Origin of the sequence: Rhizobium sp. BK112 (genome assembly GCF_014193215.1) — a bacterium.
In the GTDB taxonomy this organism is placed as follows: Bacteria; Pseudomonadota; Alphaproteobacteria; order Rhizobiales; family Rhizobiaceae; genus Rhizobium; species Rhizobium anhuiense.
This window is the reverse complement of record NZ_JACHYZ010000011.1, coordinates 107,881-129,800: the sequence shown is the minus strand read 5'-3', so window position 1 is coordinate 129,800 and position 21,920 is coordinate 107,881. Positions and strand designations below refer to the sequence as shown.

Below are 21,920 nucleotides of genomic sequence, written 5' to 3'. Positions count from 1 at the left end.
CCAGCAGCCGGTTGTATACCGGCTCAATGAGGAGGAGGGAAAGACATGAAATCAATATCTGAAATGAGCCGCACCCTGGTGTTCGGTCTGGTCGCCGTCGGCATCGGACTGGCGGGTTCTGTCCACGCGCAGGATAAGAAGACCGTCGCCTATCTCGCGCCGTCGCTTGATATCTCCTATTGGCAGTGGGTCGGTTATGGCGTGAAGGAGAAGGCCAAGGAGCTCGGGATGGACTACGTCGAGTACACGTCCGAGAACTCCCCGGCCAAGCAGATGGACAATGCGCGCACCGCCGTCACCAAGGGCGTCAGCGCGGTCGTCATCGGCCCGGTGAGCTCGACCAGCACGCCGCCGCTGCTCGCCTATCTGAAGTCCCAGAACATTCCCGTTTCGTTTGCCGGTATCGGGCCTCAGCCCGGCCAGACCGACTACACCTCTGCAGTCACGGCGAACAACTATGAGACCGGCAAGGCGCAGGGCAGCTTCGTGTGCAAGCTTGCAAAGGAGCGAGGGGGAAACCAGGTGGGAGTGCTGTCGCTGCCGCAGGACCGAGAGAATGCTCAGAAGTACCTGAAAGGTGCCGAGGAGTCCTTCAAGGCCGACGGTTGCGAACTTGCGCAGATGCTGGAAACCCGCGGCCTGACGGTCAATGAGGCCGTCACGCAGGCGAACGATATGCTGACGGCCCATCCCGACATCAAGGCGATCTACGGCATGTATGACGAGGCCGGGACGGGTGCTGCGAAGGTTCTTCAAACCCGCGGACAGACCGGCAAGGTCGGCATCGCCGTCGCCGACGGGAGTCCGACCACGATCGCGCTGCTGAAGTCCAACGCCATCCAGGGCATCTTCTTCCAGGAAGCGGTGGGGCAGGGCATCGACGGGACCCAGCAGGTCTACAACGCGCTGACCGGTGCACCGGTATCCAAGGACCTTGCGCTGGTCATGCCGCTTGTGACGGCCGACAAGGTGGACTCTCCGGAAGCCAAGGCCGTCATCGCGCGCGTCTTCCCGCCGAGCAACTGACCAGACGGAGTGCCGCCCCGGCGGCACTCCTGCGCCAATCTCCAGCGACCATGGAAACGAACGAATGGACGACCTTCCCATCATCGATCCCCACTTCCATCTGTGGGACCTGAAAAACAACTACTATCCATGGCTGTCCGACGGTGTGAAGCCCTCGGCCTTCGGCGACTATACGGCAATCAACCAGACTTATCTGATCGGCGACTATCTCGCCGACGCCAAGAACCAGAACCTCGTGAAAGCGGTGCATCTCGACGTCGGCTACGACCCCAGGGATCCGGCTGGTGAAACGCGCTGGCTTCAGGGCGTTGCGGACCAACACGGCTTTCCCCATGGCATTGTCGGATATGCGGACCTGCGCAAACCCGACGTTGGCAGGCTGCTCGACGAGCACATGCAGTTTGCCAATTTCCGAGGCATTCGACAGTCGATGAACTTCCACGACGATCCCGCCAAGACCTATTTGACCGTGCCGGAAGTAAGCCGCACCCCGGAATGGCGGCGAGGATTCAAGGAACTGGCACGACGGGAACTCAGCTTCGATCTGCAGCTTTACTATTGGCAGATGGAGGAGTTCCTCGAACTTGCCCGCGACTTTCCTGATGTTCAGATCATCCTCAATCACACAGGCATGCAGGTAGACGGACCTGATCACTTCGAGGGCTGGCGGAAGGGGATGAAGGCCTTGTCTCAGGCGCCGAACATCGCATGCAAGATCTCTGGACTTGGGATGGGGGACTGGACCTGGACGACCAGCTCGATCCGACCCTATGTGGAGGAGGCGATCACTTTGTTCGGAACAGATCGATGCATGTTCGCGTCGAACTTTCCGGTCGACAAGCTGTTTTCAAGCTATGACAGGATCTGGAATGCGTTCAAGGAAATCACAAGGACTTATACGGAAGGGGAGCGCCGCGCTGTCTTTCACGACAATGCTGCGCGCTTTTATCGGATCTGAATTCAGCCCGAGAGCGCACTTCGCGATCCTGCTCATTCGTCCTTGAAGTCTCGTGCCGTCTTGCGGCTCTAAGGTCTCAGAGGCCTGACATGCGCTCACCATTGGATCGCCTTCTCGTTTCCGATGGTGTTTCCCCGAAAGCGGTCCTGTAGCTGGCAGCAAATCGGCCGAAATGAAAGAAACCCCATTTCAGGCATATGTCCCGCAGCAATTGTCGGTTGGAAGGGTCGAGAAGATCTTCTCGGGCCGCTCGCAAGCGCATCGCGCGCAAGTAGGCTGACGGGGTCGTTCCCTTGAACGTACGAAACCCTCCCTCAAGCGCACGAATGGAGACGCCTGAAGCCTCGGCTACATTCTGCATGGTAATGGGCTCGCCGACGTTCGCATGCATGAATTCAACGGCGCAGCGTATATGCCGCGGCGCGGGCAAATGCACTTTCCTCTCGAGCAGATGTGAGAACCGATGCGGGATAGAGCGCAAGACCAGATTGGCAAAGGCTTGGGTCAGGTGCGACACGGCAATCGGAGAATGAATGAGCGGCCCGTTGTTCCGCACCCCGTTGATGATCGTTTGAGCCAGTCCTCTGACGAGTTGGCCGGCCGGCGTCGAAAGATCGATGGTCGGCGCCAACCGCAATGTCCCGATCAGCGGCGTCTCCAATATTGCGGCGGCGGTCTGCGCAATCACTTTCCAATCCAGGCGAAGCACGTCGGACTGATGCGGCGTTCCCCGGACGGAAAAGCGGTCGGCCTCGCGATTATTCACCAACAGCAAGCGCCCAGCTGTTCCTTCGATGACGGTCCGGCCAAGCGCCAAATCGATAGCTCCGGAGCGCACAAGGATGACCGACAGCCATTCCGCCGTTTCGGGGGCCGCTTTTACGCTCCATTCGTACGAATATTGGCCACTGACAAGGGATAGCGTGCCATCGGTCCAGAAGCCCGTCTTCCAGCTGATAGCCTGCTCCCGACCGGTACGCCATGCATCAAAGGGACCGAAGCTCCCGGTGAAGGCTTCGACCATATATTCGAACGTCGAACCCTCAAAGCTCGGTGAAAAATCTACTGGCGTATTCTCTGGCATTCGAAATCAGTGGCCGATCAAATAATGAGCAAATGCAGAAAGAAACGGCATGGATTTGTCCCGGCCGTCTTCCGGGAGTTCGAGAGGCAAAATTTGTGCCGCGGACGCCAAGCTATCGGCGCGGCTGTCTGACCCACTCTTGCGCATCGCCGTGAGCTGCCGAATCTGAAGACAATCGTCGGCTTAGCCTCCACCACGGCGTCAGCAATCCTTCCTGACCTGAAACTGCTCTATCGCCCACCCGGGCAGGTGGATTCGATGTGGAAGTCTCACGCTCCATCCTTGACGTCTATCAAATGTCTACATAATGTCTTCTAAAAATATGAGGTAGCGATTTTGGATACTGAAGTCAATCCCGACCGCAAAGCCAAGCTTGGCCTTATGCTCCGCAGACGCATCCTGACGATGGAACTGCAGCCGGGGGCGGTGCTGGACGAAGTGGCGCTGAGTGAAGAGTTCGGGCTGTCCCGTCCGCCAGTTCGCGAGCTGATGCGCCAGATGGCCGGCGAAGGTTACATCGAGCTGGAAGCCAACCGCGCAGCGCGGGTCAGCTCCATGAGCTACCAGTCGCTGCGCGACTTCTTCCTTCTTGCGCCGATGATCTATATCACCGCCAACAGGCTGGCGGCCGAGAACGGAACTCGCGGGCAGCTCGACGTGCTGAAGCAGGTTCAGCGGTCATTTCGCAAGGCCGTCGACCACTGCGATGTCGAGGGACGCGTCTTCCACAACGACCAGTTCCACCGCCAGATCGGCGAGATGGCGCACAACGTCTATCTGGTTCCAAGCCTTCGGCGTCTGCAGATCGATCATGCGCGCATCGGCAAGGTCTTCTACAAGCACCCGAACACGCCGCGCATGCAGGAAGAGCTCGAGCTCGCCGCGCAACAGCATGACGAGATGATCGAAGCTATCGAGAAACGGGATGTCGATGCATGCGGAGAACTGGCGCGGCTTCACCTCGAACTTTCACGACGAAACATGGCCATGTACGCGGCCCCGGAGGGTCTGGAAACGCCGACCCTTTAAGGCCTGGCGTTTCGAAGAACACATCGAACCACTGCTGGCGGGACAACGGGCGAACGTCTGAGCAAGCAGGAATACACCCAGATCAAGACCATCTGGCTCAACCTTTCGGCAGCCTAACGCGGGACACCAAACGAATGTCTGACTTCCAGTTTCCAGGCCTGAATCTTGCTATCGCCACGCCGTTCGACGATGCCGGACGCATCGACTACGCAAGGCTCGAAGACAATGTCGAGCGTTACCTAGCCGCAGGCGTCAGAAGTTTTCTGTTCAGTTCCGGCACCGGCATGCATGTCTACCTTTCCAAGGAGGAATCCGAGGAACTGATCCGGCGCGGAGCCCGGATCGTCAACGGACGGGCGAAGGTGATCGCACAGACCTCCGCACTTCTGGTGGAAGACGTCGTCGAGCGCACTGTCCGGGCGCGAGACGCCGGCGCCGAGGGCGTCATGGTGCTTCCGCCCTTCTTCGAAGGGCCGACCGACGACCAGGGCATCCTCGATTTTTACAGCGAGGTCGCGAAGGCCGGTCTTCCGGTGATCGGCTATAACGTTCCCCAGGCGGTCGGCGTCGCCGTCACGCCCGAACTTCTGGACAAGCTGAGCGAAATCCCCGGCTTCTGTGCCGTCAAGGACAGCGGCGGAGATCTTGCCAAGCAGGCCGCGCTTATCCGCACCGGCCGCTTCGTCATGAACGGCGCCGACCCGCTCGTTCCCTATGCACTCTATGCCGGATGCGATGGCCTGATCTGGGGTGGGGCGAACTTCGCTCCGAAAACCTGCGTCGCCCTCGTCGAGGCTGCCGCCGGGCACAAGTGGGAGGAGGTTCGCGCGCTCTGGAAAATCCTGGAGCCGTCGATGGGGCTGATCTGGGAAGGCGATTACGTGCAATCCGTCTATGCGGCGGCGGATCTGGTGGGCTATGGCGCCGGCGCGCCGCGCAAGCCGCTGCGCGCGCTTGCCCCGGAAAAGCTTCCGGCCATCCGGCGCTCCCTCGAGACGCTCATGGAGCGGGAAGCGATCTGACGTGACCCAGGCCGGAAAGAACGTCTTCGTCGCATCCAGGCTTCCGAAACGCGCAGGCGTTTCGGGCTGGGTGGCCACGCTTGCGCCGCGCACGCCGCGGCCTGTGTTGAACGGACCGGTCGTTGCCGACGTTGCGATTATCGGCGGTGGTTTCGCCGGTCTTTCCGCGGCCCGGCGCATCTCCCGGCTGGATCCGAGCGTGCGGGTCGCCATCCTGGAAGCGGGTGTCGTCGGCGAGGGGCCGGCGGGCGCGAATTCTGGTTTCATCATCGACCTGCCGCACGAAGTCGCGTCAGACGATTTCAGCGGAGAGTCGGAGGCGAGGTTCAGGCAGTCTGTCCTCATACAGCGCTCGGCCATCGCTCTGGCGAGCGAGATGGCCGCGGAAAACGGCTGGGGCAAAGAAGTGTTCGATCCCTGTGGCCGATACAGCGTCGCCATCAGCGCGGAAGGCGACAGACATCTCGAGGACTATGCGCAACAGCTCACGAAAATGGGCGAAGCCCACCGGCTCCTGAACGGCAGGGAGATCGCGGCGGTGACGGGGTCGCCGGTCTATACCTCAGGTCTGTTCATGCCGGGTACGATCATCGTGCAGCCCGCCGCCTACATACGCGCTGTCGCCGACTGCCTGAAGGAGCCGGTCGCCCTTTACGAGCGGACGCCGGCACTCTCGTTCGAGCGCCTCGGCACGGGATGGCTCGTCAAGACGCCGCAGGGGTCGGTGCAGGCGGCAAAGATCATCATGGCGAACAATGGACATGCCGAAAGCTTCGGCTTCTTCCGCGGGCGCCTGCTCCACGTCTTCACCTACGCCTCCCTCACCGAGGAGTTCGACCCCTCGCGCCTCGATGGAGAGCGGAAGTGGGCCGCCACTCCGGCCCTGCCGATGGGAACAACCGTCCGTCGCATCGGCACGGCCGGCGGCGATCGAATCCTGGTGCGCTCCCGTTACAGCTACAATCCGGGCATCGAAATCAGCGACGCCGCGATCCGGCGGGCCGGCCGCCTGCACGACGGCAAATTCTCCAAACGTTTTCCCATGCTCAGCGGCGTCGGGATGCAGTATCGCTGGGCCGGCGCGATGGCGCTCACCCGCAATCATGTTCCGGCATTCGGTGAGATCGAGCCCGGCGTGTTCGCTGCATGCGGCTGCAACGGCCTTGGAGCGTCGAACTCGACGGCCTCAGGGATCGCAGCTGCCGAACTGGCGCTCGGTCACAGTTCCGAACTCGGCCGTATCTATGCGCGCCTGGCTGCTCCGACGGCATTGCCGCCGCAGCCCTTCACGACGATCGGAGCCAAAATGCATCTCGCCTATCGCGAGTGGAGTGCCGGACCCGAGTGATGCAAGCGATCTCCAATCTGCGCCAGCGGCACAGTTGACGACACGGCGAGGCCGACCATCTGGCGGCCTCGCTCCGTTTTATGACGCGCCGCTACATCCGTCAGCGAATGCCGCCATCGATCTCGAAATTTCGCCTCGGCAAAGAGAGCCCGCGCCGCGGCGAGGGGCGACGGCATCGATATGGCCGATGGCCTGTCCGGCGAGGAAGGCGAACAACACCCGCAATGCCGAATAGATCGGTTCGCTATAAATAAACGCTATAGCGGCAGAATGGAGTTGTGTTGGCCAGCGACGCTTTCCTGAACCTACTGTGACGGTGTCGGCGCTGGGCTGACGCCATAAGAACCGCGGAAAGCGGTCAGGAGTACGCTGGGCCATAAGCCCAAGCGTTTGCACCCGAGAACATGGAGTGGGAACATGAAACTTACCGTAAGCCGCAGAGCATTTTTCCTTTCTACCGCAGTCCTTTCGCTGGCGGTTGCCGTTTCCGGCCGGCCGGCCGGGGCGCTGGCCGCGGACGGGACGATCAAACTCGGACTCGTTGCGCCGATGAGCGGCCCGAATGCGCGCTACGGCGCATTTTCGATGCACGGCGCCGAACTCGCCGTCAAAGACATCAATGATGCCGGCGGCGTCAATGGGATGAAAATCGAACTCCTCAATGCCGACAGCCAGGGTACGCCCGTCGAAGGTGTTTCGGCCGCCCGCCGCCTGATCGACCAGGATGGCGTCGACTTCATCATCGGCGACGTTTCCAGTTCGGTGACGCTCGCCATCCAGCCCGTCGCTGAAGACGCTGAAGTGCTTCTGCTGAATGCGGCGTCGTCCAATCCGAAAATCACCTACCAGGCCGGTGTCGGCGGGTTCAAATGGACCTATCGCAACTATCCGACAGATGAGAACCGGGCGCTGATCGTCGCCAAATATGCAGCAGAGCAGCGCGGCTTTACCAAGTTTGCCGTGCTCTCCGTCGACAGCGATTATGGCCGCTCGGCGATTACATTCACGAAGAAATACCTGCCTGACTTCAAGGGCGAGATTCTCAGCGAGGACTATTACAAGGAAGGCGAAGTCGACTTCCGCAGCGTTCTCGCCAAGATACGCGACAATGGCGCCCAGGCCATCATCATGTACGGCCTCGCCGATACGACACCCATCATCGCCCGCCAGATGGTCGAACTCGGAATAGCCGGCAAGGTGACGCTGATCGGCAATGGCGAGTTCAACACGGAAAAGACCGTCAAATCAGCCCCGTCGGCGCTCGAAGGCGCCGTTGAAGCCGCCGCATGGCTGCCGCAGTTCGACTCGCCCGAAAGCAAGGCTTTCGTCGACAAGTTCACGGCCACCTATGACGAAGCCCCGAACAACCACGCCTATGTTCACTGGGACACCGTCAATCTCCTCGCAGCGGCGATCAAGCAGGCCGGCAGCGCCGACAAGGTGAAGGTTCGCGACGCACTCTCCAAAATCAAGTACAAGAGCCCGGTTGGCGAGGTCACGTTCGACGACCACAACCAGGCCCGCCTGCCGATGATCCTGCTGCAGATCGAGAACGGCAAGCCGAGCATCAAGGGTGCCTATACGGCGGACATTCAATATCCTGCCAAGTAATCTGCCGGGAGGAATACGCCCATGCTCTCGACCATAGTTGAGCAAACTGTGAATGGAATCGTCACGGGTTCTGTTTACGCAATCGTCGCCGTCGGCATGACCATGATTTTCGGCGTGCTGAGAGCCATCAACTTTGCTCACGGCGAATACTACATGCTCGGCACGTTCGGGGCCTGGTTTGCGATCGACTATCTCGGACTGTCCTACGAAGCGTCGATTGTCGTGGGGGTTCTTGCAACGATTGCCGTTGCCTATGTGGTCGGGCAACTCGTCATGCGCCGGATGGTCGGCGCGCCCGCGGAATCGGGCGTGCTTGCCACCCTCGGCATCGCGCTGATCCTGCAGAACACCATCATTCTCGTCTTCGGCGGAGGCTACAAGTTCTTCGCCGGAGGTTATATCGAGCCGGTTTCCATCTTCGGCTTCAGCCTGGCCCAACAGCGCATTCTCATTCTCGTCGTCTGCTTGCTGGTGTTCATCGGCCTCGAACTGATGGTCAGCTACACCCGCTTGGGAATGGCAATGCGCGCCGTTTCCCAGAACGTCGAGTGCTGCAGCGTCGTCGGCATCGATGTGCCGCAGGTGGTGCTTCGAACCTTCATGCTGGGGGCGGCGCTGGCCGCACTCTCCGGGGTTCTGACGGCGCCGGTCAATGTCAGCGTCTATGGCGGCATGGGCGAGCTGATCACCTTCAAGACGCTGCCGATCATCATCATGGGCGGTTTGGGCAATGTGCGCGGTACTTTCGTCGCGGCGATGATCCTTGGCGTGGCCGAGAGCCTGGTCGCCACCTATGTCGGCCTGCAATTCCGCGACACCGTCGGCTTCGCCACGCTGATCCTGATGCTGATGTGGCGGCCGCATGGTCTCTTTTCGACGCAGGCGCGCTTCTAGCAGCCGCGCCCGCCGACCTTTCTCGAACGACCGAGGACTCGACATGTCTCTGACGGAAACCGCTCAACAGGTACGCAGGCGCGATCTTCGCATACCGCTCGCCGCGGTCCTGATCGTCCTAGCGCTCGCCGCGCCGTTCATCGGCAGCCGTTACATCACCCATTCCCTGATCATCGCCCTGATTTTCATGCTGCCGGCACATGGGCTCAATCTGCTTGTCGGCTACACCGGTCTGCTGTCATTGGCCCAGGCCGCGTTTTTCGGCATCGGCGCCTATACGGCAGGTCTTCTCGCCGTCACCTACGGCACGCCGTTTTACGTCAATCTCATCGCGGCAGGCGCCGTCTCCGGAGCCCTTGCTCTTCCGCTCGGCATTCCCGCCCTGCGTCTGCGCTCGACGTCCTTCGTGATGTGTACGCTCGGTTTCGTGATCATCGGCCAGGCCATTGCCAAGAACTGGATCTCGCTGACCCGCGGTGACATGGGGCTTTCGGGCATTCCCAAACCATACTTCGAGCTGGGCCCGCTGTCGTTCACGGTGTCCGGCACGACGAACTTCTACTATCTCGCCCTGATCATCGGGGTCCTCGCCACCTTCGCCGTCTGGGCGATCGTCCGCTCGCCCGCCGGGCGCAACATGGTGGCGATCCGTGAGAACGAGACGCTCGCCGAATCTCTCGGCGTCCCGACCTGGCGCTACAAGCTGATCGTCTTCATGATCAGCGCGGTGTTTGCCGGTATCGGCGGTTGCCTTTACGCCTATTACCTGACGGTCGTCAGCCCGCTGACCTTCCAGATGTATTATTCGACGACGATGCTGATCATCGTGCTGGGCGGCGGGGCGGGCATGATTTCCGGCACCGTCTTCGGAAGCCTGCTTTTCGTCGGGCTGACCGAGGCGCTGCGCATCACCCCCGAATTGCGCATGATCGCCTACGGCTTCTGCCTTCTCGTCCTGGTCTTCTGGTTCAAGAACGGGTTTGCGCCGCTGATCAATCGCTTCTGGAATGCGATCGGAGGTGCGAAATGACCGGTCATCTTCCGCTTCTCGCGATCAAGAACCTCAGCAAGTCCTACGGCGCGGTGAAGGCCGTCAACGATGTCAGCATTCACATCGATCGGGGTGAGATCGCGGGCCTGATCGGACCGAACGGCTCGGGCAAATCGACCTTCTTCGATTGCAGCACAGGCCTTGCGAAGCCGGACACCGGCACGGTTGTCCTCGACGGACAGGACATCACCGGCTGGTCCCTGAACCGCATCGCCAGGGAAGGCCGCATGCTGCGCTCTTTCCAGAAGACCGTCACTTTCAAGTCGCTCGATGTCGAGGAGAACCTGGTCATCGCCGGTCAGATGTTCACCTTCCCGTCCATTGCATCGACCTTCGGCTTGGGAAAGATGTCCCGTCGGCGCATCGATGGTCTCAGGGAGAGAGCCCGCGAGCTGATCAAGATGGCGGGTCTTTGGGATGTGCGCCACCAGCCGGCGGGCAATCTGTCGGGCGGACAGCAGAAGCTCATCCAGTTCGCATCCATGCTGATGCCCGAACCGAAGCTCATCCTGCTGGACGAGCCGATGGCCGGGATCAATCCGAAGATCATCGAACGCGTCGTCGATACCATCCTGTATGCCAACAAGTCGCTCGGCGTGAGCTTCCTGGTGATCGAACACAATATCGATGTCGTCACCAGCATCTGCCAGCGCGTCATCGTGCTCGACCAGGGAGCCAAGCTCGTGGAAGGCTTGCCGGGCGACATCATTCAGGATCAGCGCGTCAGGGAGGCCTATCTTGGCGGGTAATTCGAACCTTTCGATCCGCGACCTGCGCGCAGGTTACGGCAATCTGGACATCCTCAACGGCGTCGATCTCGACGTGCCGGCGGGACAGTTCGTGGCGCTGATGGGGCCGAACGGGGCGGGCAAATCAACGCTCCTCAAGACGCTCTACGGCATGACGACCATCAAGCAGGGGAATGTCGACTGGCGCGGCAAGAATATTGCCGGCAGCAAGTCGCGGGCCATTCTGGGCGAGGGGATTTCCTTCGTGCCGCAGGGGCGCTGCAACTTCCCCGTCATGACCGTCGACGAAAATCTTCAGATGGCGGCCTATACTATCCGCGACGCCAAGGTGAAGGCCGACCGCGACTACGTCTACGACCTCTTTCCGATCCTCAAGAAACGTCGCGCGACGCTGGCAGGCAACATGTCCGGCGGCGAGCAGCAATTGCTCGAAGTGGCGATGGCGGTGCTGCAGCGGCCGAAGGTGCTGCTGGTCGACGAGCCGTCCGTCGGGCTGTCGCCGGCGGCGATCGGCATCGTCTTCGACGAGCTTCTTCGCCTTCACGCCGACGGCATGACGATCCTGCTCGTCGAGCAGAACACCAAGAAGGCCATGGAAGTCGCCCAGCGCGCAGTCATCCTGAGACTTGGCAAAGTCATCTGGGACGGCCTGCCGAAAGACATCACCCATGACGAACTCGGCGAACTTTTCCTGACCGGGAAAATGCGCGGCGAAACCGAGGCCGTTCACTGAAGGCGATCTCTTGCCTCTTATAAAATAAGCGAGGAAATTCCCATGAGCACCTTTGTGCCTGCATCACGTGTGTCCAGAATCAAGGTTTCGCCAAGCACGGCTGCGGCCGCCCGGGCGCGCGAGCTGAAGGCGGCGGGTCGCGACATCGTCGACCTGACGGTCGGCGAGCCGGACTTCGACACGCCTGACAACATCAAGGCCGCAGCGCACGCCGCCATCGACAGGGGCGAAACGAAATACACCGCCGTCAACGGCACGCCGGCGCTGCGCAAGGCAATCATTGGCGATTTCAAGCGCCGGCTCGGCCTCAGCTATGCCGACGACGAAATTTGCGTCGGCGGCGGCGCCAAGCAGATTCTGTTTCTCGCGCTGATGGCGAGCGTCGAAAACGACGCCGAGGTGATCATTCCCGCACCCTACTGGGTTTCCTATCCCGATATGGTCATCGCCAACGAAGGCAAACCGGTCATCGTCGAATGCCCGCAGGAAACCGGCTTCAAGCTGACGCCCGAAGCTTTGGAAAAGGCGATCACGCCGAAGACCCTATGGCTGGTCCTCAACGCGCCGTCCAATCCGACGGGTGCCGCCTATGACCGGCGCGAACTCGAAGCCCTCGGCGAGGTGCTGCTGCGCCATCCCCATGTCTTCGTGCTGTCAGACGATATCTACGACCAGGTCTGGTTCAAGGACGAGCCGATGACGACGCTGGTTGCCGCCGTCCCGGAACTGAAGGAGCGTGTTCTGCTCACCAACGGCGTCTCCAAGTCCTACGCCATGACCGGATGGCGTATTGGCTACGGGGCGGGTCCGGCCGCATTGATCGCCGCCATCAACAAGCTGCAGTCGCAGATGTCGTCCTGCCCGTCGTCGGTCAGTCAGGCGGCCGCCGCCTATGCGCTGTCTTCGGACCAGGCATTCGTCGCCGAAAGCGTCAAGGTCTATAAGGAACGCCGGGATTATGCGTGCGCACGGCTGAATGCCGTGCCCGGCCTCTCCTGCCTCGTGCCGGACGGGGCCTTCTATCTGTTTCCGAACTGCGCCGGCGTCATCGGCAAGAAGACTCCTGAAGGCAAGACGATCGAGACGGATCTCGATTTTGTGCTCTATCTGCTCGACGGCGTCGGGGTCGCGGCGCTGCAGGGGGCTGCCTACGGCGTATCGCCGCATTTCCGCCTGTCGATTGCGACGTCGATGGAGACGATCACCCAAGCATGCGACCGCATCGAACGGGCTGTTGCCGAGCTGCGTTAACCGCGAAAGGCCAGTGGGACTTGTGACTGGGACTTGCGTCCCTCCGGCTGCAGGCTTTACGTTTTGCATGAAACAACAAGCCGGTGACCATGAGCGTCGATTTCCGCAAACTGAAGAGCTTCGTAAAGATCGTCGATACGGGCAGCGTATCGCGCGCGGCAAGCCTTCTGAGGACGGCCCAGCCGGCGTTGTCGCAGCAGATCGCCGCTCTGGAGGCGCACTTCAAGCACAAGCTTCTCATCCGCAGCAATGTCGGCATTGCGCCGACGGAGGCAGGGCTCATCCTCTATCGGCATGCGCAACTGATGTTGAAGCAGATCGAGCAGGCTCAGGTCGACATCGATCAGTCCGCCAAATCGGTGGCGGGCCGCGTCTCGATCGGCCTTGCGACCTATTCCTCGTCAAGCGCCTTGTCGCTGCCGATCCTCAAGGAGATGAAGGCGAGGCATCCCCATATCGTCGTCCACATCAATGACAGTTTCGGCCAGATCCTCAGCGAACTGATCATGACGGGCAAGATGGATATGGCGCTGATCTATGCTGCTGCGCCGATCAAAGGCGTTACCCTGCAGCCATTGTTCCGCGAGGAAATGTTCCTCGTCTCGCCGCCGGGCATCGAACTCCCCGGGGATAGCAGCGCGCCGCTTCCGCTTGCCGCCCTCCAGGAGATCCCGCTGCTTCTTCCCAGCAAGGCCCATCTGCTGCGCCGGCTGATCGACGACGCGCTGGCGAGAGCCAGAGCGACACCTGAGGTCGTCTCGGAAATCGAGTCCGTTCCGGCCCTCAGCGCGGCTGTGCTCGAAGGGCTTGGATCGACCATTCTCCCGGCTTCGGTGGTGACGGAGACGGCGATCTTCTCAGGCGCGCAGGTGCGGGCACTGACCAAGCCGGTGATCGACGCGACCGTGTCGCTCTGCGTCGCAGATCATCTTCCCTTGTCGGAGCCCGCCATCGCCGCACGGTCGGTTCTGCTTGATGTCGTCGGCAAACTGATGAGCAGTCATCACCAGGGAATCAAGCCCGCCTAGCCCGAGCTGCTCCTCGCAGCGGCAGTCCGACGGCTGACCGCCGCCCGCCATAAGCAAACCCTATAGCGGCAGACTGTAGTTGTGTTAGCCAACGCGCCGGGCATTCCCCTAACCTTCAAGCAGACATCGGGTCCGGGCATCGGATCCGCATAGCGGCGCCTGCCGCGCCGAACAGTCGCTTCGAGGACAACATGGCAAAACTGGCTTTCGACACGGGTGGTACCTTTACCGACTTCGCGCTCCTGGATGACAGGGGCGACCTCCACCTTCACAAGGTCCTGAGCACGCCGAAGAACCCGGCTGAAGCCGTCGTGCAGGGTGTGTCCGAATTGCTGGAAAAATTCGCCGGCACCATCGCCATCGACCAACTGCAGGTGCTGGGCGCCACCACCGTCGTCACCAACGCCGTGCTCGAGCGCAAGGGCGTCGAGACCGGCTTCGTCACCACCGACGGTTTCCAGGACATGCTGCGAATCCGTAACGAAGGGCGCTACGACCTCTACGACCTGAACATCAAATATCCCGACCCGCTGGTCACGCGCGCAAACAGCTTCGGCGCCAAGGAGCGGATCGCCGCCGACGGTTCCGTCATGACCGAACTCAAGGAAGAGACGGTGCGCGAGATTGCCGGTCGCCTGAAGGAGAAGGGCATTCGCTCCGTCGCCGTCTGCCTTCTCCATGCCTATAAATATCCGCAGCACGAGCAGCGCGTCGCAGCGCTGCTGCGCGAAGAAGACCCCGATATCTTCGTCTCGCTCTCCTCCGAAGTCTGCCCTGAAATGCGCGAGTTCGACCGCGCGTCGACGACTGTCGTCAATGCCTATACGAGGCCGCAAATGGCCGGCCACGTCGCCCATCTGCAGCGTGAATTCGCAGCGAAGGGCATCGACCGCCAGGTCCTGTGGATGACATCCTCGGGCGGACTGGTGCCGAGCCGGCGTGCCGCGGAACTGCCGGTGCGCCTGATCGAGTCAGGCCCGGCGGCGGGTGCGGTGGCTGCCGCAGAGTTCGGCCGCACGGCAGGCGAGGCGAGCGTCCTGTCCTTCGACATGGGCGGCACGACCGCAAAGCTCTGCCTGATCCCGGACGGTGAGCCAAATGTCGGGACCGATCTCGAGGTCGCCCATTATCAGCGTTTCCGCAAGGGATCCGGTTTCCCGCTGAAGATCCAGTCAATCCAGATGATCGAGATCGGCGCGGGTGGCGGCTCGATCGCGGCCAAGAACCCTCTCGGCCTGCTCGATGTCGGCCCTCACTCCGCAGGCGCCATGCCTGGACCGGCCGCCTACCAGCGCGGCGGCACCCAGCCGACCGTCACGGATGCCGACATCCTGCTTGGATATATGGGCACCGAATCCTTCGTCGGCGGGTCGTTCAAGGTTTCCAGAGAAGCAGCTCACGAGGCGATGGCCAAACTTGCCGCCTCGCTCGAGGTCTCGGTCGAGCGCTGCGCATGGGGCATCCATGACCTCGTCAACGAATCCATGAGCAAGGCGGCCGCCATGCATGCGACCGATCTCGGCGTCGATCCCCGTTCGCTGCCGATGGTCGCCTTCGGTGGCGCCGGCCCGGTGCACGCCTATGGCATCGCCCGCAAGCTTGGCATTTCCCGCATCATCTGCCCGACCGGTGCTGGCGTCAGTTCGGCGATCGGCCTGTTGATCGCGCCCGTGGCCGTCGATCTTTCCGCAAGCCATCCGATGGTGCTCGACGCCTGGGATGTCGGCGCCATGAACCGCCTGCTGGACGAGCTATCGGCCCAGGGCGCCGAAGTCGTGTCGGCAGCGGGCGTCCCGAAGGATACGATCAGCAACCGCTACACCGTCGACATGCGCCATGTCGGCCAGGGCCATGAAATCACCGTGGCTCTGCCCGACCGGACCCTGCCGAAGGAGGAATTCCTTAGCGAGCTTCGCGGCAACTTCTTCAAGCTCTACCGCGAACTGTTCGGCCGTACCGTTGCCGCTCCGCTGGAGGTCATCACCTGGCGGCTGCGCGCCGGCGGCGAAAAGGATCAGGTCACGCGCCCGCACGAGACCGTCGTTGCCGACGCGAAGAAGGGCAGCCGAAAGGTCTATTTCCAGGAGATCGGCGGCTTTGCCGAGACTGCGGTCTACGACCATTACAAGCTTCCCGTCGGCGAAGAGGTCAAGGGTCCGGCAATCGTCGAGCAGCGTGAATCGACCGCGATCGTCGGCCCGAGCGGCGTCTTCCATGTGGATGCCCATGGCAACCTCGTGATCAACATTCACTAAGGGGTACTCTGATGTCGAAATCCGCCACCGATTTCAACGACCCGATCAATCTTCAGGTCATGTGGAACCGCCTGATCTTCATCGCGGACCAGGCCGACAACGTTCTCGGCAAGACGGCATTCTCGCCGATCGTCCGCGAGAACCACGATTACGTCACCGTGCTCCTCGACAGCAAGGGACGGGCGCTGGCGCAATGCACCTGGTCGATCCCGGTCTTCATCACCTCGCTGCCGGCTGCTGCCCAGAACTATTTCCTGCCGAAATTTCCGGCAGACAGGCTCGAAGAGGGCGACGTGCTGGCGACCAACGATCCGGAGATCGGCACCGGCCATCTTCCCGATGTCACGATGATCACGCCGATCTTCAAGAACGGCAAGGTCGTCGCCTATGCCGGCTCCATCGCCCATCTTCCCGATATCGGCGGCGCGCCTCTGCATTCCGAAGCGAGCGACATTTATGAGGAAGGTATCCGCTTTCCGATCGTCAAGCTGCTGAAATCAGGCGTTCCGAACCAGGACGTCTTCGATATTATCGAAGCCTCGGTCCGCCTTCCGACAGAGGTGCGGGGCGACCTTGAATCGATGATCGCCGCCAACAACGTCATGGGCCGCGAACTCGTCAAATTCCTGGACGAATACGGGCTCGACGATGTCGAAGGCCTGGCCGCCGCCATTCATTCGCGCTCCGAAGCACAGACCCGCAAGGCGATCCGCGAATGGCCGAACGGCACTTACGCAGCCGAGGTTCTGCTCGACGGTTACGATGTCGACGTGACACTGAAGGCTTCGGTCATCATCAGGGACGACTCTGTTCATGTCGACTACACCGGCACGTCAGACCAGGTTCTGCACTCGATCAACTGCCGGACGAACTATCGCTACGCCCATTCCGTCTATGCTCTGAAGTGCCTGCTCGATCCCGAGACGCCGAACAACGAGGGCTGCATCGTCCCGATCACCGACGAGGCGCCGCTCGGCTGCATCCTCAATCCGCAGCAATGGACGGCGGGCAATTCGCGAAACCTGATCGGGCACGTCATTCCCTCGCTGATCTTCAAGGCGCTCGAAGGCGTCGTGCCCGAGAAGGTGATGGGCGACAGCGGCGGCGCTCCGATCTGGGCTGCCAATTGCGTCGGTCAGCGCAATGACGGTACGCAATATGGATCCGTTCAGAATTTCCATGGCGGCCAGGGTGCGCGCGCAGAGCTCGATGGTCTGGATACGCTGAGCTTCCCGTCGAACTGCAAGGTAACGGCCATCGAGATGTTCGAGGTTGCCGTGCCGGTCCTGACCGAGCGGAAGGAACTGATCGCCGACTCCGGCGGCGCAGGCAAACATCGCGGCGGTCTCGGCCAGCGTGTCGTGCTCCGCAACCTCGGCAGGAGCCCGATGAACATCTATCTCGCCTCCGAGCGTGTCCGACATCCCTGCTTCGGTGTCGTCGAAGGGCAGAGCGGATCGGCCGGAAAGGTCTCGAAGGACGGCAAGCCTCAGTTCCCAAAGGGCAAGGTGGTCCTGAAGACCGGCCAGCGCCTCGAGGTAGAGACGCCTGGCGGCGGCGGTTGGGGATTGGCGAGTGATCGTTCGCGGGCGCTCATCGAGCAGGATCTTGCCGAGAACCTGATCACAGCGAAGGCCGCGCGGGAAATTTACGGCTATTCTGGCCCGATCGCTGCTGCGGCCGAATAGGGGAAAGATATGGGACGTCTTCACGGAAAAATCGCTCTGGTGACGGGAGCCGGCTCCGGGATCGGTCGCGAGACCGCCCTGCTGCTGGCCAAGGACGGGGCCACCGTCGTGCTGACCGGGCGGCGGATCGAACCGCTGCGCGAGGTGGCGGCCTTGATCGAAGAGGCGGGTGGCAAGGCCGTCACGCGCGCACTCGATATCGAGACGCGTGAAGAGATCTTTGCGGCCGTGAAGTGGATCAAGGATAGCGTCGGACCCGTCGACATCCTGGTGAACAATGCCGGCAGCGCAAGCAAGGTGCTGAACGCGCGGTTCTTGAGCGAGGCCGAGTGGACCTCCACCATCAACGTCAATCTGACGGCCGTCTTCAACCTGACCCAGGCGGTCCTTCCGGACATGATCGCCAACGGCGAGGGGACGATCATCACGGTCTCGTCGCTTGCCGTGATCAACCCCAACCTGCTCGGCGGCGCGGCCTATGGTGCGGCCAAGGCCGGCGTGAAGAACTTCATGACCTTCCTGCACAACACCTATCGCAATCAGGGGATCCGGGCGACGACGATCCTGCCCGGCGAGACGAATACGCCGATCATGGACAATCGCGCGCGCCCACCTCTGCAGGAGGAACGTGCCGTCATGATGGATCCGCATGACGTCGCCCGTGCGATCGTCCTCTGCGCCAGCCTGAACAAGAGCGCTGTGATCCCCGAGCTTCACATCTGCCCGACATTCATGCGGGACACGTCAGCGGATATCGAAATTGCGCGGTGGGTCGGAGCGCCGGCCGACATGCCGGATATGCCGAAAAAGTAGAATTGGGAGACATCGATGAACGGAGCGAAGTTGCGCGCGCGGCTGCTGGCCGGCGAGGCAGTCACCATGTATACGCCGCATCACGTATCGTCGGGCCTGGCAGCCCGGCTGGTGGAGCTCGGCGCCGATTCCGTCTTCGTCGACTGCGAGCACGGAAGCTGGAGTTTCGAGGATGTGCGCATGACCGCGCAGATCGTCCGCTCCGTCGGCGGGGCGGCGATCATTCGGCCGCATTCGCACGAGCGCCCGATCATTATCCGCTACCTGAATGCGGGCGCCGATGGGATCATGGTCCCGATGGTGGACACGGCCGAACAGGCGCGCGCCATCGTCGATACCGTTCGTTACGCTCTTCCGTCCGACTTCGACAAGCGCCTGGTGGTGGCGATGATCGAGACGGTGGATGCCATCGACAATCTCGACGAAATGCTGAAGGTCGATGGCATTGACGTCTTCTTCATCGGCCCCGGCGATCTCTCGCAGAATATGGGTTATCCGCCGGCTCCGCCCTTCGGCGAGCCGCGTCCCGAAGCAGTGATGGATAAGGTCGCGGTCGCCGTCGACAAGATTCGTGCAGCAGGCAAGATTGCAGGCACGCTCGCCACCGCCGACGAATTGCCTCATTGGCTGCAGAAGGGGGTCCAGTTGTTCTACGTCCACACCGATCCCTTCCTGCGCCGCGGGATTGCCGGCATCAGGCAGACACTCACGCGATAGCGGGCGGAATTGGGCTTCCACCATTCGATCTTTTGCTACTGAGATGCTATCGGACGGTTCACCGCAGGTCAGCGTCCAAGGCTGCCAGCGGCCGCGATGATCTCTGCCGCGGTCGGGAAGATGGAGAGGCTGTTCGGTCCGTCGAGCGCCTCGATTTGTGCCCAGCCGATGGTGCCGTTCGCATTGACCAGGAAGTGCCCGACGAGTTGGGTCGCGTGGTTCGCGAAGATCTCATTGTCGGCTTCGTCAAGCTCAAACCGATCCTTGGCGTTGAGTATCGTGTTGGCCTCCATCGGGTGCAGCGGTTCCGGCAATTCGTCCGTGGGGTTGATGCGTGCCGCCAGGAACTGTTCCATCGTTGTACGATAGGGCCATTCGGGCTGCTCGCAACTCCCATCGGGCAGGAACTCGGCATGCGGCACACCGTAGGCCCGATGCGTGCGGCAATCCGGGTCGCATAGAAGTGTTATTGGCGTTGGCCGGTGGCGGAAATACAGGCGGGCACGTTCCACCGGCGTGTTGATAACGGCGACGGTCTCCACCCCGGCGGCGCGTAGCGTCGGCTGTACGCCGGCAAGCTGTTCCAACTGACGCCGGCAGAACGGGCAGTGCAGCCCGCGAAAGAACCCGATCACGAACGGGCGACCGCTCAAGTCGGCGAAAGAGACCGTTCCGTCGAAGTTGGCCGTGGCGAGCGCGAATGCGGGAGCGGTTTCTCCAGGTTGCAGCGGGCGTTTCTGGTCTCCCATGGAACAGTTCCTTTGTCGTATCGTCTAGGTCGGACGACCGAAATTGAACTATACCACTTGTGGCCAGAAGGCCCAGCGCTCGATGTTGAGGTCACCGAAGGTGGTTAGGCATGCCATCTGCCGTTCCGCCCACTAAAGCGCTGAACTCTCCTATGCCCATTCTAATTTGCTTTCCAGTTCGCATTGTCGGGGATCGATCGCTGCGGCACGACGACCTGGATGATGGACGGACTGTTCAGGTTTTCTTTGGCGCCGTTTATGGCCTCCCTCAGTTCGCCATAGGTGCCCACTTTCCAGCCTTGGCAGCCAAAGACCTCTGCCAGCTTGCTGTAATTCCACTGGTGCAGGATGCAGGAATTGTAGAACGGTTTGTCGCCATGGAAAACCGATGCGTCGGCAAGCCATTGCTCCACGCCATAAATGCCGTTGTCCATCACAAAGATGATCGGGTTGAGATTGAAACGGGTTTGTGTCGAGAGGCATTGAGCGGTCATCTGAAACCCGCCATCCCCCGCAAAGACCAGTAGCCTTTGTTGATTTTGCTTCGCCAGCGAAACCCCGGTTGCGGCCGGACCGATATAACCGATCGCCGAATAGGATGATTGCACGATGAAACCGCGGCGAGCACCCACTTCAAGAAGCAGGCTCCCGAAATAATTCAAACTCGCGTCGGCACCAACGATGGTATTTCCGTCGATCTGCGGCTGAATGAAATCGTAGAAGCCCTGATAGGTAATTTCGCCTGCCGGATTGACGACCGGCAGTTGCCGGGCCGGTTTCACCGGAAGACTTTGGCCTTTGCACGTCAGCCTTTTGTCAATCAAGCCGTTGACGAGATCCGCCAGCGAAACCTGTGCGTTGAAGATCGTGCCATATTTCACGGTCTCCCAGGAGGCGAATGCGGTTTTATCGAGATCGATAGGCCAGCCCAAATCATTGATATCAGTCAACCAGACGCCCAGTGCCAATACGAAGTCGGAGTCTTTGACCAAAGACTGGACATAGGGTGATGACGATTTGCCATCGAACACCCCGGCAAATTGTACATCGTCTTCCGATAGAATGGCCTTGCTCAAAAGCTCGGTCACGTAGGGAATTTTGAGGTCCCGGATGAGCCGCTCCGCCTGGTCGTGAAGGCCAAACCGGTCGATCTCGACACCGACCCAGATCAGCGGTCGGGTGGCGTTTTGCAATCTTTCGCTGATTTGCGCGATCGACTGATTGAGACTGTTCTCGTCGGATATAACAGGCGCCGCTTTTAAGGCATTCGACGGGCGCGTACATCCCAGGTCCACCATATCCTCCAGCAACTCGATATAGACCGGACGTCTTTCCGTGATGCACTGCGTCAGCGCATAATCTATGAGCATTGGCGCAAGATGAGGGCTGTCGATGCGGACGGCAGCGGCGGTGATGTATTCGAATACCTGAAGATCCGTTTCCCGGCCGCTGATGAAGTGATGCGAACTGTAGCCGGTTTGTTCGAACGTCAGCGTTTTCTTGATGCTGGGCGCACCGTTGATCAGAACGACCGGCACTTTCTCGACGTAGGATCCGGCGATCGCATTTGTTGCGCAAAGCGAGCCTGCGGAATAGGTGACGCACAGAGCGCCAATTCCTTTCAGTCTGGCATAGCCGTCAGCCGCATAACCGGCATTCAGTTCATTCGCCTCTTCGATGACCTTTATATCGCTTTTCTCGACATAACTGTTCACCCATTCGATCGAATAATCGCCTGCTACGGAAAACAGGTGCCCCAGGCCCAGTTCGCGAAGTCTGTCGACCAGATATTGTCCAACCGTGTATGTGTCGCCCATGTTCCAACGGCTCCCCTGTTGACGACAATTGACGGATATTAGAGTGCCGTGCGTCCTTTCGGACGCACAAAGGACAGCTCTAACACTTTGAATCTAC

General features: G+C 60.9%; 19 protein-coding genes. 16 read left to right on the top strand and 3 right to left on the bottom strand.

Annotated elements, in window-relative coordinates:
• Positions 1–63: 63 nt before the first annotated feature.
• A complete protein-coding gene (locus FHT75_RS26715; protein ID WP_409527194.1) occupies positions 64–1,026 on the top strand; it encodes a substrate-binding domain-containing protein in 963 nt (320 codons plus the stop codon).
• Between the two features lie 64 nt (positions 1,027–1,090).
• Positions 1,091–1,984, top strand: coding sequence for an amidohydrolase family protein (locus tag FHT75_RS26710; protein ID WP_047616785.1), 894 nt, complete (start codon positions 1,091–1,093; stop codon positions 1,982–1,984).
• A 76-nt stretch (positions 1,985–2,060) separates the two neighbouring features.
• Here FHT75_RS26710 and FHT75_RS26705 read toward each other — a convergent pair whose 3' ends face one another.
• The gene (locus tag FHT75_RS26705; protein WP_097543348.1) at positions 2,061–3,068 is read right to left on the bottom strand and encodes a helix-turn-helix transcriptional regulator; all 1,008 of its coding nucleotides are present in this window, start codon (positions 3,066–3,068) and stop codon (positions 2,061–2,063) included.
• Between the two features lie 381 nt (positions 3,069–3,449).
• Between FHT75_RS26705 and FHT75_RS26700 the strand changes: the two genes are divergently transcribed.
• From FHT75_RS26700 to FHT75_RS26635, 14 genes are all read left to right on the top strand, one after another.
• A complete protein-coding gene (locus tag FHT75_RS26700) occupies positions 3,450–4,097 on the top strand; it encodes a GntR family transcriptional regulator (RefSeq protein ID WP_176707342.1) in 648 nt (215 codons plus the stop codon).
• A gap of 134 nt (positions 4,098–4,231) precedes the next feature.
• Positions 4,232–5,119, top strand: a complete 888-nt coding sequence (locus tag FHT75_RS26695; protein WP_097595387.1) for a dihydrodipicolinate synthase family protein — start codon at positions 4,232–4,234, stop codon at positions 5,117–5,119.
• Between the two features lies 1 nt (position 5,120).
• Positions 5,121–6,467: an NAD(P)/FAD-dependent oxidoreductase gene (locus tag FHT75_RS26690; protein WP_097543350.1), complete on the top strand. Its 1,347-nt coding sequence runs from the start codon at positions 5,121–5,123 to the stop codon at positions 6,465–6,467.
• 417 nt (positions 6,468–6,884) lie between these two features.
• Positions 6,885–8,078: an ABC transporter substrate-binding protein gene (locus tag FHT75_RS26685; protein WP_028756904.1), complete on the top strand. Its 1,194-nt coding sequence runs from the start codon at positions 6,885–6,887 to the stop codon at positions 8,076–8,078.
• Between the two features lie 21 nt (positions 8,079–8,099).
• On the top strand, positions 8,100–8,972 hold the full coding sequence (locus FHT75_RS26680) for a branched-chain amino acid ABC transporter permease (RefSeq protein WP_028756903.1): 873 nt from the start codon (positions 8,100–8,102) through the stop codon (positions 8,970–8,972).
• Positions 8,973–9,015: 43 nt separating this feature from the next.
• Positions 9,016–10,002, top strand: coding sequence for a branched-chain amino acid ABC transporter permease (locus FHT75_RS26675; RefSeq protein ID WP_063474086.1), 987 nt, complete (start codon positions 9,016–9,018; stop codon positions 10,000–10,002).
• Positions 9,999–10,772 (top strand): ABC transporter ATP-binding protein, encoded by a 774-nt coding sequence (locus FHT75_RS26670; protein WP_047616799.1) that lies wholly within the window; start codon positions 9,999–10,001, stop codon positions 10,770–10,772. Before FHT75_RS26675 ends, FHT75_RS26670 begins: the two co-directional genes overlap by 4 nt.
• On the top strand, positions 10,762–11,505 hold the full coding sequence (locus FHT75_RS26665; RefSeq protein WP_097543353.1) for an ABC transporter ATP-binding protein: 744 nt from the start codon (positions 10,762–10,764) through the stop codon (positions 11,503–11,505). The genes FHT75_RS26670 and FHT75_RS26665 overlap by 11 nt, the downstream gene beginning before the upstream one ends.
• A 42-nt stretch (positions 11,506–11,547) precedes the next feature.
• Complete coding sequence (locus tag FHT75_RS26660) at positions 11,548–12,756, top strand: aspartate transaminase (protein WP_097595385.1); 1,209 nt, start codon at positions 11,548–11,550, stop codon at positions 12,754–12,756.
• Between the two features lie 89 nt (positions 12,757–12,845).
• Entirely contained in the window at positions 12,846–13,784 is a 939-nt protein-coding gene (nac, locus tag FHT75_RS26655) for a nitrogen assimilation transcriptional regulator NAC (RefSeq protein ID WP_047616805.1), read from the top strand.
• 191 nt (positions 13,785–13,975) lie between these two features.
• On the top strand, positions 13,976–16,039 hold the full coding sequence (locus FHT75_RS26650; protein WP_063474090.1) for a hydantoinase/oxoprolinase family protein: 2,064 nt from the start codon (positions 13,976–13,978) through the stop codon (positions 16,037–16,039).
• 11 nt (positions 16,040–16,050) lie between these two features.
• The gene (locus tag FHT75_RS26645; RefSeq protein ID WP_063474091.1) at positions 16,051–17,727 is read left to right on the top strand and encodes a hydantoinase B/oxoprolinase family protein; all 1,677 of its coding nucleotides are present in this window, start codon (positions 16,051–16,053) and stop codon (positions 17,725–17,727) included.
• Between the two features lie 9 nt (positions 17,728–17,736).
• Positions 17,737–18,540 carry an SDR family oxidoreductase gene (locus tag FHT75_RS26640; RefSeq protein WP_063474092.1) on the top strand — a complete coding sequence of 268 codons (804 nt, stop codon included), beginning with the start codon at positions 17,737–17,739 and terminating at the stop codon, positions 18,538–18,540.
• A gap of 15 nt (positions 18,541–18,555) precedes the next feature.
• On the top strand, positions 18,556–19,257 hold the full coding sequence (locus tag FHT75_RS26635; protein WP_063474093.1) for an HpcH/HpaI aldolase family protein: 702 nt from the start codon (positions 18,556–18,558) through the stop codon (positions 19,255–19,257).
• 68 nt (positions 19,258–19,325) lie between these two features.
• Here the strand turns inward: FHT75_RS26635 and FHT75_RS26630 are convergent, their stop codons facing one another.
• Both FHT75_RS26630 and FHT75_RS26625 read right to left on the bottom strand, forming a co-directional pair.
• Complete coding sequence (locus FHT75_RS26630) at positions 19,326–20,006, bottom strand: redoxin domain-containing protein (protein ID WP_063474094.1); 681 nt, start codon at positions 20,004–20,006, stop codon at positions 19,326–19,328.
• Positions 20,007–20,167: 161 nt separating this feature from the next.
• Entirely contained in the window at positions 20,168–21,823 is a 1,656-nt protein-coding gene (locus FHT75_RS26625; RefSeq protein ID WP_063474095.1) for an alpha-keto acid decarboxylase family protein, read from the bottom strand.
• Positions 21,824–21,920: the final 97 nt, after the last annotated feature.